The organism is Pseudazoarcus sp. NS34, from assembly GCF_059703725.1.
The window spans coordinates 48,015-61,090 of sequence record NZ_BAAKIZ010000003.1; the positions used below are offsets into that span (position 1 = coordinate 48,015).

Genomic DNA, 13,076 nt, shown 5'->3' on the forward strand with positions numbered 1-13,076 from the left:
ACCCGGCGCGAACCGGGTTTTCCGCAATGCATCAACCGGCCTTGGGGCGCAGCGCGTGCTTGGGTCGGAACACCTTGATGACCTTCTCGTCGGCCTCGACATACGGCCCGCCGATCAGGTCAATGCAATACGGGATCGCGGCGAACACGCCGGTGTGCACCACCTTGCCGTCGGCATCGCGCAGACCTTCCAGCGTTTCGCGAATGGCGCGCGGCTGGCCGGGCAGGTTCACGATCAGGCACGAACCACGCACCACCGCCACCTGACGCGACAGGATCGCGGTCGGCACGAAGTTCAGGCTGATGCGGCGCATCTCTTCGCCGAAACCCGGCATTTCCTTGTCACCAACCGCCAGCGTGGCTTCCGGCGTGACATCGCGCAGCGCCGGGCCGGTGCCGCCGGTGGTCAGGATCAGCGAGCAATTGTGGGTGTCGGCCAGTTCCTTCAGCGTCGCCTCGATGATCGGGCGTTCGTCCGGGATCAGGCGCGTCTCGGCGCTCCACGGCGAGGTCAGCGCACCGCCGAGCCAGTCACGCAGGGCCGGAATGCCCTGATCTTCGTAGGTCCCTTCGGACGCGCGGTCGCTGATCGAAACCAGCCCGATAGTGATGTGATCGGTCATTCAGTCTCCGTTTCGTCGGGTTCTTCGTCGTCGCGCTTCGGCGCGCCATCGAGGTCCCGCAGGATGCGGAAGATCTCGCGGTAGGCACGCGGCGGCTTGTTCTGTTCGCGCTCTTTCAGCGCATTGCGGCGCTGCGTCCGCAGATGCTGCAGGTCGACTTGCGGCCATAGTTCAACAATGCGGCCGGCCACCTTCTCGTCGGCCAGGAATTCGTCGCGCAGGCGTTCGAGCCGGTGATGGCGCGCGATCTCTTCCTTGGACACGTTCTTGAAGGCATCGAGCGCCGCCCGGATGGGCTCGGCCTCGACGCTGCGCATCAGCTTGCCGATGTATTGCATCTGGCGTCGCCGCGCCTCGTGCTTGGTGATGCGACGCGCGTCCATCACCGCTGCACGCAGGTCTTCGGGCAGCTCCAGACGCTTGAGCCGGTCTGCCGGAAGCTCGACCAGTTCCACGCCGATTTCCTGCAGCGCATGCATCTCGCGCTTGCGCTCACTCTTGCTGGGGGGGCCGTCGAATTCATCTTCGGCCGCGTCGTCATGGTCTCGCCAGGCGTTGCTCATCGGGGGGTCTGGGGCTGGATCGGGTTAAGATTATAGCCTTTCACCGTCAGCAGACCGCCCATGTCCGACTCAGGTTTCTCCTTCTCCCACGATCGTCTGCGCGAGATCGCCGCCCGCGTGGTCGAACTCGCCCGCGCCCGCGGCGCCGACGCCTGCGAGGTCGAGGTCTCCGAAGGCTGCGGCCAGACCGCCAGCGTGCGCAAGAGCGAAGTCGATACCATCGAATACAACCGCGACAAGGGTGTCGGCATCACGGTGTACCTGGGGCAGAGCCGCGGCCACGCCAGCACGTCGGATTTCGGCGACGCGGCGCTGGCCTCGACCGTCGAGGCGGCGCTGTCCATCGCGCGCTTCACCGCCCCCGACCCCGCCGCCGGCCTGCCCGAGGCCGCCTTGCTGGCCAAAGACTGGCCCGATCTCGACCTGCACCACCCGTGGCCGCTGAGCATCGAAGAGGCCATCGAACTGGCACGTCGTTGCGAGCAGGCCGCCTATGCGGCTGGCTCGCAGATCACCAATTCCGAAGGCGCCAGCGTATCAACGCAGCAGGCGCATTTCGTGCTGGCCAACAGTCTCGGTTTCCTGGGTGGTTACGCCTCGTCGCGCCACAGCGCTTCGTGCTCGGTCATCGCCGGCAAGGGTGACGGCATGCAGCGCGAGTTCTGGTATGACTCGCGCCGCGACGCGACCGAGCTGGACAGTATCGAATCCATCGGCCGCAAGGCCGGCGAGCGCGCCATTGCCCGTCTGGGCGCGCGCAAGCTGTCCACCTGCGAGGTGCCGGTGCTGTTCGAGGCGCCGGTGGCGCTGACCCTGCTCGGCAACTTCACACACGCCGTGAGCGGCGGCGCGCTGTACCGCAAGTCCAGCTTCCTGCTCGATTCGCTCGGCGAACAGATCTTCTCGCCGCTGGTGTCGATCTCCGAGCGTCCGCATGACCGCAAGGTCTTCGGCTCTTCCCCGTTCGACAGCGAGGGCGTGGCGACTCATGCGCGCGACGTGGTGGCCAATGGCGTACTGCAGGGCTACTTCCTGTCGAGCTACTCAGCCCGCAAGCTCGGCATGCAGACCACCGGCAACGCCGGCGGCTCGCATCATCTGGTGATGGCCGGCGGCGATGAAGGTTTCGACGCGCTGGTGCGCCGCATGGGCCGCGGCCTGGTCGTCACCGAACTGCTTGGCCAGGGCGTCAACTACGTCACCGGCGACTACTCGCGCGGTGCCGCAGGCTACTGGGTCGAGAACGGCGAAATCCAGCATGCGGTCGAGGAAGTGACCATCGCCGGCAACCTTCGCGACATCTTCAAAAACATCGTGGCGGTCGGCAATGATGCCCTGCCGCGCAGCGCCAAACGCTGCGGCTCGGTGCTGATCGAGCGCATGACGGTGGCTGGAAGCTGAGGCTTTCTCCGGTTCACTTTCGTGAGCAGGATTCAATATCGCCCTGCAAGCTGCGCAATACGGGTTATCCGAGGTTCCTGCGTCTGATGTGGTCCCTATAATCCGGCGCACCATTCAACCCGATACGGGAAGGAGTCGAAGTGGAACGTCGCAAATTTCTGAAGCAGGCCGGCATCGCCGGCATCGTCGCCAGCGCCAGCGCGCCGGCCATCGTCAGTGCCCAGCAGAACATTCGCTGGCGCCTCGCCTCCAGCTTTCCGAAGTCGCTCGCCACGCTGTACGGCGGTGCTGAAGCCTTCGCCAAGAACGTCTCGGAAGCCACCGGCGGCAAGTTCGAGGTTTCCGTTCACGCCGCTGGCGAGCTGGTGCCCGCCTTTGGTGTGCTCGACGCCACCCAGTCCGGCACCGTCGAGTGCGCGCACACCGCGCCGTACTACTTCTTCGGCAAGGACGAGACCTTCGCGCTCGACTGCTCCATCCCCTTCGGCATGAACTCGCGCCAGCAGACCGCGTGGATGTACGAGGGCAACGGCCTCAAGCTGTTCCGTGAGTTCTACGCCGAATACAACATCATGAACTTCCCGATGGGTAACTCGGGCGCTCAGATGGGCGGCTGGTACCGCAAGGAAATCAAGTCGGTTGCCGACTTCAACGGCCTGAAAATGCGTATCGGCGGCTTCGGCGGCCGCGTGCTGGCCAAGCTCGGCGCCCTGCCGCAGAACATCCCGGCCGGCGAGATCTACCAGACCCTGGAAAAAGGCACGATCGACGCTGCCGAGTGGATTGGTCCCTACGACGATCTGCGTCTGGGCCTGCACAAGGTCGCGCCGTACTACTACTTCCCGGCCTGGTGGGAAGGCAGCACGCAGTTCACGCTGTTCGTGAACGACAAGGCCTTCAACGCACTGTCGCCGGAATACAAGGCCATCGTCCGTCAGGCTGCCAGCGACGCCCACGTTCGCGTGCAGGCCCGCTACGACGCGCTCAACCCGACCTCGCTCAAGCAGCTGATCGCCGAAGGCGCCAAGCTCAACCGCCTGCCCAAGGACGTCATGGACGCCGCCTTCAAGGCTCGCAACGAGGTGTACGCCGAGCTCAACGAGAAGAACCCGAAGTGGCGCAAGATCTACGCTGACTATCAGGCCTTCATGCGCGACGCGTACCAGTAGGAAGGCATCGCTGAAGGCAGCTACAACCAGTACATGGCCGCCCAGAAGCTGTAAGCGTCACCCGGCCGCCCGCGCTCACCAGCGCGGGCGGCTTTTTTTTGCCGCCGGGCCATCCAGCCCTCATCAGGGAGTCCCGATGGGATTTCTGCTCAAGATTTCCGCGCTGATTGATTCGCTCAACCGTCTGGTCGGCAAGACCATGATCTGGTTGATCCTTGCTGCTGCCGTGATCAGTGCCGGCAACGCCATCGCGCGCAAGGCCTTCAGCCTGGGCTCCAACGCCTGGCTGGAGATCCAGTGGTATCTGTTCGCAGCCGCCTTCATGCTCGGCGCGGCAGCCACCTTTCTGAACAATGGCCACGTACGCATCGACGTGCTGGCCGGCAAGCTCTCGGGCCGCAAGCGTGCCCTCATCGACATCGGCGGCATCCTGATCTTCCTACTGCCACTGTGCTGGTTCATGGTCGATTTCTCGATGCCGCTCGTGATGCGCGCCTATGAAACGGGGGAAATGTCCTCCAACGCTGGCGGCCTCATCCGCTGGCCGGTGTACGCCATGCTGCCGGCCGGCTTCGCGCTGCTCGGGCTGCAGGCCATCTCCGAACTGATCAAGCGCCTCGGCTTTCTGACCGGGCAGTCGCCTGACCCGCTTGCGCTGGATGAAGCCCACGGCGCACCCGCTGTTCCCGACGTCGCCGCAGACGACACTGACGGGGGGAGCCGCTGATGGAATTCCTCGCCGCCAACCTCGCGCCGATCATGTTCGGCGCCGTCGTGCTGTTCCTGCTGTCGGGCTTCCCGGTGGCCTTCGCGCTGGCCGCTTGCGGCCTGTTCTTCGGTTTCATCGGCATGGAACTCGGCCTGCTGCCCGGCTCCATGTTCCAGGCCCTGCCGCTGCGCGTGTTCGGCATCATGCAGAACGAGACGCTGCTGGCGATTCCGTTCTTCACGCTGATGGGCTTGATTCTCGAACGCTCCGGCATGGCCGAAGACCTGCTCGACACCATCGGCCAGGTGTTCGGCCCGGTGCGCGGTGGTCTGGCGCTGGCCGTGATCTTCGTCGGTGCCCTGCTCGCAGCCACCACCGGCGTGGTTGCCGCCTCGGTGATCTCGATGGGCCTCATCTCGCTGCCGATCATGCTGCGCTACGGCTATTCGCGTTCGCTCGCGGCAGGCGTCATCACGGCTTCCGGCACGCTGGCGCAGGCCTTGCCGCCGTCCATCGTGTTGATCGTGCTGGCCGACCAGCTCGGCCGCAGCGTCGGCGACATGTACAAGGGCGCCTTCCTGCCGGCCTTCATCCTGGTCGGCATGTATGTGCTGTACGTCGTTGCGCTGTCGATCTTCTCGCCCAAGTCGGCACCTGCACTGCCGCCCGAAGCGCTCAAGTACAAGGAGCCCGACGGCAGCGCCGGCATGCGTTCGCTCGGCATTCTGATGGCTTTGCTGGCCGTCACCGGTGTCGGCTTCGGTCACTTCTACGCCGACATCGCCAGCTGGATGCAGGGCACGGCAGTCACCCCGGCAACCGACGAAACCGTGGTGGTCGCGCTGACGGTATCCACCGCGCTGGGCCTGGTGTTGGCGCTGCTCAACAAGGCGCTCAAGCTCGGCCTGCTGTCGCTCATCGCCGAACGCGTGGTGTTCGTGCTGATCCCGCCGCTGGCGCTGATCTTCCTGGTGCTCGGCACCATCTTCATCGGCGTTGCCACGCCGACCGAAGGCGGCGCCATGGGCGCGGTTGGCGCCCTGCTGATGGCCTGGGCCCGCCGCCGCATGAGCTGGCAGCGCCTGCGCGACGCACTCGAATCGACCACCCGGCTGTCGGTGTTCGTGATGTTCATCCTGATCGGCGCGACGGTGTTCAGCTTCACCTTCACCGCGGCCGACGGCAAGGAGTGGGTCGAGCACCTGTTCGATCAGTTGCCGGGGGGGCAGCTCGGCTTCCTGATCTTCGTGAACGTGGTGATCTTCTTCCTCGGCTTCTTCCTCGACTTCTTCGAGATCGCCTTCATCCTGATCCCGCTGCTCGCGCCGATTGCCGACAAGCTCGGCATCGACCTGATCTGGTTCGGCATCATGATCGCGATCAACCTGCAGACTTCGTTCCTGACGCCGCCCTTCGGCTTCGCGCTGTTCTATCTGCGCAGCGTGTCGCCGGTCACGTCCTACCTCGACCGCATCACCAAGAAGCGCATCGAAGGCATGCGTACCTCCGACATCTACCGCGGCTCGATCGCCTTCGTGGTCATCCAGCTCACCTTGCTGGGCCTGCTGATGGCCTTCCCGCAACTGGTCACCGGCAACCTCGACGCCAAGGTCGAGGTCGATCTCGACACCATCCAGATCGCCCCCGAGGGCGGTGGCGGCTGGGGCGACAGCGGCGGCGGTTCAGGCGGATGGGGCGATAGCGGCAGCGGCTGGGGCGCCTCCCCCGAGGCTCCTGCCACACCGGGCGAGGAAGCTCCGGCTGCACCGGCCGACGACAACTGGGGTCGCAGCGCCTGGTGATCTTTACGTGTGCTCATTTACCATTGCGTAGATGAGCACACTACCGACCACCTTCTGCCTGATTCGTCACGGTGAAACCGCCTGGAACGCCGAGCGCCGCATCCAGGGCCAGATCGACATTCCACTCAACGCCATTGGCGAAGCCCAGGCGCTGGCCACGGCGGCAGCGCTGCAGACACAGCACTTTGATGCCGCCTTCAGCAGCGACCTCAGCCGCGCCCACGCCACTGCTCAAGCCACCGCCAGCCAGCTCGGCATTACGTTGAATGCCGAGCCGGAGTTGCGCGAGCGCCACTACGGCATCTTCCAGGGGCTGACCTACGCCGAGGCCGAGCAGCAGCACCCGCAGGACTTTGCCCGCCATCGGGCGCGCGATCCCGATTACGCCTTCCCCGCCGGCGGCGAGAGCCTTGCGCTGTTCTCGGCGCGCATTCATGCCGTCATAGGGCGCATTGCCGCCGCCCACGCCGGCGGCCGCGTGCTGATCGTCACGCACGGCGGCGTGCTCGACATCCTCCATCGCCTGGCCACCGGCAAAGCGCTGTCGCAGCCGCGCGACTTCACCATCCCGAATGCCGCGCTGAACTGGATCGAGCATGAGCCGAACGGCTGGCGGCTGCTGGTGTGGGGCGACCGGGACCACCTCACCCACACTCGCGACGAATTACCGCGCAGCTAGGGCGTCGCGCTTCGCGCCCTTCCGCGTTTCCGGTAGGCTTGCGGCCCATCGCGCACGCCGCGCACCCGGAATGCATTGGAGGAAACCTCGTATGACCCACCGCCGCCAGTTCCTGAAAGGCTCCGGCCTCGCCGGCATCCTTGCCGCCGGCGCCGCGCCCGCCATCGTCATGGCACAACAGAACATCCGCTGGCGGCTGGCCTCGAGTTTTCCGAAGTCGCTCGACAACCTGTTCGGGCCGTCCGAGCTGTTCGCGCGCAATGTGGCCGCAGCCACCGGCGGGCGTTTCCAGGTGTCGCTGTATGCCGCTGGTGAGCTGGTGCCGGCCTTCAGCGTGGTCGACGCGGTGCAGAACCACACCGTCGATTGCGCCCACACCGCGCCCTACTACTTCTTCGGCAAGGACGAGACCTTCGCCTTCGACACGGCCATCCCCTTCGGCATGAACTCGCGCCAGATGACGTCGTGGATGTACGACGGCAACGGCATGAAGCTGATGCGCGAGTTCTACGCGCAGTACAACATCGTGAACTTCCCGATGGGCAACACCGGCGCGCAGATGGGCGGCTGGTACCGCAAGGAGATCAAATCGGCCGCCGACCTGAACGGCCTGCGCATGCGCATCGGCGGCTTCGGCGGGCGCGTGCTGTCCAAGCTCGGACTGCTGCCGCAAAACATCCCGGCCGGCGAGGTCTATGCCGCGCTGGAGAAAGGCACCATCGACGCCACCGAATTCGTCGGCCCCTACGACGATCTTCGCCTGGGCCTGTTCCGCGTCGCGCCCTACTACTACTTCCCGGCCTGGTGGGAAGGCGGCGCGCAAGTCTGCCTGTACATCAACGACAAGGCCTGGGCCGCGCTATCGCCCGAGTACAAAGCCATCGTGCGACTGGCCGCGAGTGAATCCCACATCTCGATGCAGGCGCGCTACGACGCGCGCAACCCGGCCGCACTCAAGCAGCTCATCGCCGAAGGCGCCAAGCTCTCGCGCATGCCGCGCGACGTCATGGACGCAGCCTTCAAGGCCTCGCGCGAGGTGTATGCCGAGCTCAACGACACCAACCCCAACTGGCGCAAGATCTACGGCGACTACGCGCGTTTCCACTCCACCCAGATCCAGTGGGAGCCCGTCGCCGAAGGCAGCTACAACCAGTACATGGGCTCGCTCAAGCTCTGAGGCCGGCATGAACACGCGTCGCACACTGCTCAAGAGCACCGGCCTGGCCGGCATTCTCGCCAGCGGCACGGCACCGGCCATTGCCATGGCCCGGCGCAACATCCGCTGGCGACTGGCCTCGAGTTTTCCGCGCTCGATGGACGCGCTGTTCGGCGCCGGTGAGCGTTTCGCGCGCAATCTCTTTGATGCCACCGACGGCCGCTTCACCGTCACCACCTACGCCGCCGGCGAATTGGTGCCGGCCTTCAGCGTGGTCGACGCGGTGCACGACCACACTGTCGATTGCGCGCACACCGCGCCGTACTACTTCACCGGCAAGGACGAAGCCTTTGCCTTCGACTGCGCCATTCCCTTCGGCATGAACTCGCGCCAGATCACGGCCTGGATGTTCGAAGGCAACGGCATGAAGCTGATGCGCGAGTTCTACGCGCAGTACGACATCGTCAATTTCGTGATGGGCAACTCGGGCGCACAAATGGGCGGCTGGTACCGCAAGGAGATCCAGTCGGTCGCCGACCTGCGCGGCATGCGTTTTCGCATCGGCGGTTTCGGCAGCCAGATTTTTGCGCGGCTCGGCGCCGTACCGCAGACCATTCCGCTGGCCGACGTGCATTCGGCGATGGAGCGCGGCGCGCTCGACGCAGTGGAATTCGTCTCGCCCTACGACGACCTGCGTCTGGGCCTGCACAAAGTCGCGCCTTATTACTACTACCCGGCCTGGTGGGAAGGCGGCGGACAGCTCGCGCTCTACATCAACGCCCGCGCCTGGGCCGCCCTGCCGGACGACTACAAGCACCTTGTGCAGCTCGCCGCGTCCGATGCCCATGTGTGGGTGCAGGCCGCCTACGACGCACGTAATCCGCCAGCCATGAAGCAGCTCATCGCCGAAGGCGCGAAACTCGTGCGCACGCCGCGCGACATCATCGACGCCGCCTGGCGCGAGACCGAGGCGCTGTACGCCGAACTCGATCAGCGCAATCCGAACTGGCGCCGCATCTTCAGCGACTACCGCCGCTTTCACCGCGATCAGGTGCAGTGGCACGGCGTCGCCGAAGACAGCTACAACCAGTACATGGCCGGCCGCGTGCTGTAGTCCGGCGCCCGGCCCGTAAGGGCCCGTACAGAGTGCGCATGCTAAACTTGCGGCCTGTTTTCATCACGCAAGCGAGCGCCCCCGAATGTTCTCTGCGAAAGACACCCTGGCCCTGACCGACCCCGAACTGTGGAAGGCCGTTGCCGCCGAAAACCACCGTCAGGAAGAACACATCGAACTCATCGCGTCGGAGAACTACGTCTCCCACGCTGTGATGGAGGCACAGGGTTCGCAGCTCACCAACAAGTACGCCGAGGGCTACCCCGGCAAGCGCTACTACGGCGGTTGCGAATTCGTCGACGTGGCCGAGCAGCTCGCCATCGATCGCATCAAGCAGGTCTTCGGCGCCGAAGCCGCCAACGTGCAGCCCAACTCCGGCTCGCAGGCCAACCAGGCCGTGCTGATGGCCTTCGCCAAACCAGGCGACACCATCCTCGGCATGAGCCTGGCTGAAGGCGGCCACCTCACCCACGGCATGAAACTCAACATGTCGGGCAAGTGGTTCAACGCCATTTCCTACGGCCTGAACGACAAGGAAGAGATCGACTACGACGCGATGGAGCGCCTGGCCCACGAGCACAAGCCGCGCATCATCGTCGCCGGCGCCTCGGCCTATTCGCTGCGCATCGATTTCGAGCGTTTCGCCAAGGTCGCCAAAGACGTCGGCGCGATCTTCTGGGTCGACATGGCGCACTACGCCGGCCTGATCGCCGCCGGGGTGTACCCCAATCCGGTACCGCACGCCGACGTCGTCACCTCGACCACCCACAAGACGCTGCGCGGCCCGCGCGGCGGCATCATCCTGATGAAGGCCGAACACGAGAAGGCGCTGAACTCCGCGATCTTCCCCGGCCTGCAAGGTGGCCCGCTGATGCACGTCATCGCTGCCAAGGCTGTTGCCTTCAAGGAAGCGCTGGAGCCGGGCTTCAAGGCTTACCAGCAGCAGGTCATCACCAACGCCCAGGCCATGGCGCGCACGCTCACCGAGCGCGGTCTGCGCATCGTCTCGAACCGCACCGAGAGCCACGTCTTCCTGCTCGATCTGCGCGCCAAGAAGATCACCGGGAAGGACGCTGAAGCTGCGCTGGGCCTGGCCCACATCACGGTGAACAAGAACGCCATCCCGAACGATCCGGAACGCCCGATGGTCACCTCAGGCGTGCGTATCGGCTCGCCGGCCATGACCACGCGCGGTTTCGGTGAGGCCGAATCGGTCGAGGTGGCCAATCTCATCGCCGACGTGCTCGAAGCCCCCGCCGACGAGGCCGTGCTGGCCCGCGTGCGTGCGGCAGCGGCGGTGCTGTGCAAGCGCTTCCCGGTGTATGGTGCGTAAGCTCAACCTCCCGGAACTGCGCGCATGAAGTGCCCGTTCTGCGACGACCCGAACACGCAGGTCACCGACACTCGCGAAAATGACGAGGGCGACGTTGTACGTCGCCGTCGTCGTTGCGTGGCCTGCGACAAGCGCTTCACGACCTACGAACGCATCGACCTGAAGATGCCGCAGATCGTCAAACGCAACGGCGTGCGCACCGAATTCGACCACGACAAGCTCGCCGCCAGCCTCAAGCTCGCACTGCGCAAGCGCCCGGTCGCGCTGGAGGCCATCGAGGCTTCCATCGACCGCATCGAGAGCCGTCTGCTGTCGATGGGCGAACGCGAAATCGCCAGCGCCAAGCTCGGCGAACTGGTCATGGACGAACTGCGCACGCTCGACCAGGTGGCCTACGTGCGCTTCGCCTCGGTGTATCGCAACTTCACCGACGTCGACGCCTTCGCCGACCTCATCCGCGAGGTCAAGACGCGTCCGCGCCGCGGCCGTCCGCCCGGCAAGGCCGGCGCCGAGACTCCGGCCGAAGATGACCTTTTCCGCGACTGATCACGCCATGATGGCGCGTGCGCTGCAGCTCGCGGCGCGCGGCCTGGAGACCACCACGCCCAATCCGCGCGTGGGCTGCGTCATCGTGCGCGACGGCCAGCTCATCGCCGAAGGCTGGCACGAACGCGCCGGCCAGCCTCACGCCGAAGCCGCTGCGCTCGCCATCGCCGGTGAGGCCGCACGCGGCGCCACCATCTACATCACGCTCGAACCCTGCGCCCACCACGGCCGCACCCCGCCCTGCGCCGAAGCGCTGGTGCGCGCCGGTGTCGGCCGCGTCGTGGCCGCCATGTCCGACCCCAACCCCAAGGTTTCCGGCCGCGGCTTCGCGCTGCTCGAAGATGCCGGCATCCCGTGGCAGGTGGGCCTGCTGGAGGCCGAAGCGCGCGAACTCAACATCGGCTTCATCTCACGCATGACGCGCGGCCGTCCCTGGCTACGCCTGAAAGCCGCCAGCACACTTGACGGCAAGACCGCGCTGGAAAACGGCGTAAGCCAGTGGATCACCGGCCCCGCAGCCCGGCGCGATGGCCACCAATGGCGCGCCCGCGCCTGCGCCGTGCTGACCGGCTTCGGCACCGTCAAGGCCGACGACCCACAGCTCACCGTGCGCGACGTACCCTGCAGCCGCCAGCCGCTGCGCGTGGTCGTCGACGCCCGCCTCGAAACCCCACCGACCGCGCGCGTGCTGCAGGGCGGCAACGTGCTCATCGCCTGCGCCGCCCGCGACGAAGCGCGCGCCGCCGTGCTCGAACAACTCGGCGTCGAGATCGTGGTGTTGCCCAACGAGGCCGGCAAGGTCGATTTGCCCGGCTTGCTGGTGGAGCTGGCCGCGCGCGGCATCAACGAAGTCCACGCCGAAGCCGGCTTCAAGCTCAACGGCTCGCTGCTGCGTGAAGGTTGCGTGGACGAACTGCTGCTCTACATGGCCCCGATGCTGGTCGGCGACGCCGCCATGGGGCTGTTCAATCTCGCCCCCTTCACCAGCCTTGATCAGGCCCTGCGCCCCCGCCTGCACGACGTGCGCCGCATCGGCGACGACATCCGCATCATCGGGCGGCTTTCGCCGCTGCCGTGACCCTACGCCTCAAAGCGCGTTGAGCGGAATCTTCAGGTAAGACACGCCGTTCCCTTCCGCCGGCGGCAGTTCGCCGGCACGAATGTTCACCTGCACCGAGGGCAGGATCAGCACCGGCATATCCAGCGTGGCGTCGCGCTTGGTGCGCATGGCGACGAACTCGTCTTCGCTGATGCCGTCGTGCACATGGATGTTCTCTGCGCGCTGCTCGGCCACCGTGCTCTCCCACTTCACCGCGCGCTCATCCGGCGGGTAGTCGTGGCACATGAACAGCCGCGTCTCCGGCGGCAGGCTCAGGATGCAGCGGGTGGAGGCGTACAGCGCGCGGGCGTCACCGCCGGGGAAATCGCAACGTGCCGTGCCTACGTCCGGCATGAACAGCGTGTCGCCGACAAACACCGCGTCCCCCACGTGATAGGCCACGCAGGCCGGCGTGTGGCCGGGCACGTAAAGGATCTCCGCCTCCAGCTCACCGATACGGAAGCGCTCTCCCTCGACAAACAGGTGGTCGAACTGCGAACCATCCATGCGAAACCCGGGCTCGAGATTGAAGACGTCGCGGAACACCCGCTGCACCCGCGTGATGTTGCTGCCGATGCCGATCTCACCGCCGAGATGCTTGCGCAGATAGGGTGCGGCGGAAAGGTGGTCAGCATGCGCGTGGGTTTCGAGAATCCACTGCACGCACAAGTCATTTTCGCGCACGTAGGCGATCACCTTATCGGCCGAGCCGAAACCGGTGCGCCCGGATTTCGGGTCGTAGTCGAGCACCGAGTCGATAATGGCGCACTGGCTGCCGCGGCCAGCATGCACGACGTAGGTCACGGTCCAGGTACCCGGATCGAACAGACCATGGACTTGTGGGCGGGGGCTGTCGGCGTTCATCTGCGGCTCCTCTGTATCA

At 65.7% G+C, this 13,076-nt stretch carries 13 protein-coding genes; 10 read left to right on the forward strand and 3 right to left on the reverse strand.

The window, feature by feature from the left end; translation table 11 throughout:
• Positions 1 to 31: 31 nt before the first annotated feature.
• Together mog and yjgA are read right to left on the reverse strand one after the other, a co-directional pair.
• Positions 32 to 622, reverse strand: coding sequence for a molybdopterin adenylyltransferase (gene mog, locus AC6H0N_RS10345; protein ID WP_497574034.1), 591 nt, complete (start codon positions 620 to 622; stop codon positions 32 to 34).
• Positions 619 to 1,185: a ribosome biogenesis factor YjgA gene (gene yjgA / locus AC6H0N_RS10350; protein ID WP_497574035.1), complete on the reverse strand. Its 567-nt coding sequence runs from the start codon at positions 1,183 to 1,185 to the stop codon at positions 619 to 621. Before yjgA ends, mog begins: the two co-directional genes overlap by 4 nt.
• A gap of 60 nt (positions 1,186 to 1,245) precedes the next feature.
• Here yjgA and pmbA point away from each other — a divergent pair, with 60 nt between their 5' ends.
• The 10 genes from pmbA to ribD all read left to right on the forward strand — a co-directional run bounded on the left by pmbA (position 1,246) and on the right by ribD (position 12,172).
• Complete coding sequence (gene pmbA, locus AC6H0N_RS10355) at positions 1,246 to 2,586, forward strand: metalloprotease PmbA (RefSeq protein ID WP_497574036.1); 1,341 nt, start codon at positions 1,246 to 1,248, stop codon at positions 2,584 to 2,586.
• A 140-nt stretch (positions 2,587 to 2,726) separates the two neighbouring features.
• Positions 2,727 to 3,755, forward strand: a complete 1,029-nt coding sequence (locus AC6H0N_RS10360) for a TRAP transporter substrate-binding protein (RefSeq protein ID WP_497574037.1) — start codon at positions 2,727 to 2,729, stop codon at positions 3,753 to 3,755.
• Between the two features lie 136 nt (positions 3,756 to 3,891).
• On the forward strand, positions 3,892 to 4,482 hold the full coding sequence (locus AC6H0N_RS10365) for a TRAP transporter small permease subunit (protein ID WP_497574038.1): 591 nt from the start codon (positions 3,892 to 3,894) through the stop codon (positions 4,480 to 4,482).
• The gene (locus AC6H0N_RS10370) at positions 4,479 to 6,266 is read left to right on the forward strand and encodes a TRAP transporter large permease (protein WP_497574591.1); all 1,788 of its coding nucleotides are present in this window, start codon (positions 4,479 to 4,481) and stop codon (positions 6,264 to 6,266) included. The genes AC6H0N_RS10365 and AC6H0N_RS10370 overlap by 4 nt, the downstream gene beginning before the upstream one ends.
• A 31-nt stretch (positions 6,267 to 6,297) precedes the next feature.
• A complete protein-coding gene (locus AC6H0N_RS10375) occupies positions 6,298 to 6,945 on the forward strand; it encodes a histidine phosphatase family protein (RefSeq protein WP_497574039.1) in 648 nt (215 codons plus the stop codon).
• A 91-nt stretch (positions 6,946 to 7,036) separates the two neighbouring features.
• A complete protein-coding gene (locus AC6H0N_RS10380) occupies positions 7,037 to 8,122 on the forward strand; it encodes a TRAP transporter substrate-binding protein (RefSeq protein ID WP_497574040.1) in 1,086 nt (361 codons plus the stop codon).
• A gap of 7 nt (positions 8,123 to 8,129) precedes the next feature.
• Positions 8,130 to 9,215 (forward strand): TRAP transporter substrate-binding protein, encoded by a 1,086-nt coding sequence (locus AC6H0N_RS10385; RefSeq protein WP_497574041.1) that lies wholly within the window; start codon positions 8,130 to 8,132, stop codon positions 9,213 to 9,215.
• Positions 9,216 to 9,300: 85 nt separating this feature from the next.
• Positions 9,301 to 10,548 (forward strand): serine hydroxymethyltransferase, encoded by a 1,248-nt coding sequence (glyA, locus tag AC6H0N_RS10390; protein ID WP_497574042.1) that lies wholly within the window; start codon positions 9,301 to 9,303, stop codon positions 10,546 to 10,548.
• Between the two features lie 24 nt (positions 10,549 to 10,572).
• Positions 10,573 to 11,094 carry a transcriptional regulator NrdR gene (nrdR, locus tag AC6H0N_RS10395; protein ID WP_497574043.1) on the forward strand — a complete coding sequence of 174 codons (522 nt, stop codon included), beginning with the start codon at positions 10,573 to 10,575 and terminating at the stop codon, positions 11,092 to 11,094.
• On the forward strand, positions 11,075 to 12,172 hold the full coding sequence (gene ribD, locus AC6H0N_RS10400) for a bifunctional diaminohydroxyphosphoribosylaminopyrimidine deaminase/5-amino-6-(5-phosphoribosylamino)uracil reductase RibD (RefSeq protein ID WP_497574044.1): 1,098 nt from the start codon (positions 11,075 to 11,077) through the stop codon (positions 12,170 to 12,172). The genes nrdR and ribD overlap by 20 nt, the downstream gene beginning before the upstream one ends.
• Before the next feature lie 9 nt (positions 12,173 to 12,181).
• On the opposite strand, the gene AC6H0N_RS10405 is transcribed toward ribD, so the two are convergent.
• Positions 12,182 to 13,057: an MBL fold metallo-hydrolase gene (locus AC6H0N_RS10405; protein ID WP_497574045.1), complete on the reverse strand. Its 876-nt coding sequence runs from the start codon at positions 13,055 to 13,057 to the stop codon at positions 12,182 to 12,184.
• Positions 13,058 to 13,076: the final 19 nt, after the last annotated feature.

Bases quoted from the DNA above. Each gene is read 5' to 3' on its own strand.
- AC6H0N_RS10365 (WP_497574038.1), top strand. From the start codon at position 3,892: ATGGGATTTCTGCTCAAGATTTCCGCGCTGATTGATTCGCTCAACCGT.
- AC6H0N_RS10380 (WP_497574040.1), top strand. From the start codon at position 7,037: ATGACCCACCGCCGCCAGTTCCTGAAAGGCTCCGGCCTCGCCGGCATC.
- AC6H0N_RS10385 (WP_497574041.1), top strand. From the start codon at position 8,130: ATGAACACGCGTCGCACACTGCTCAAGAGCACCGGCCTGGCCGGCATT.
- AC6H0N_RS10375 (WP_497574039.1), top strand. From the start codon at position 6,298: ATGAGCACACTACCGACCACCTTCTGCCTGATTCGTCACGGTGAAACC.
- mog (WP_497574034.1), bottom strand. From the start codon at position 622: ATGACCGATCACATCACTATCGGGCTGGTTTCGATCAGCGACCGCGCG.
- glyA (WP_497574042.1), top strand. From the start codon at position 9,301: ATGTTCTCTGCGAAAGACACCCTGGCCCTGACCGACCCCGAACTGTGG.
- pmbA (WP_497574036.1), top strand. From the start codon at position 1,246: ATGTCCGACTCAGGTTTCTCCTTCTCCCACGATCGTCTGCGCGAGATC.
- nrdR (WP_497574043.1), top strand. From the start codon at position 10,573: ATGAAGTGCCCGTTCTGCGACGACCCGAACACGCAGGTCACCGACACT.
- ribD (WP_497574044.1), top strand. From the start codon at position 11,075: ATGACCTTTTCCGCGACTGATCACGCCATGATGGCGCGTGCGCTGCAG.
- yjgA (WP_497574035.1), bottom strand. From the start codon at position 1,185: ATGAGCAACGCCTGGCGAGACCATGACGACGCGGCCGAAGATGAATTC.
- AC6H0N_RS10405 (WP_497574045.1), bottom strand. From the start codon at position 13,057: ATGAACGCCGACAGCCCCCGCCCACAAGTCCATGGTCTGTTCGATCCG.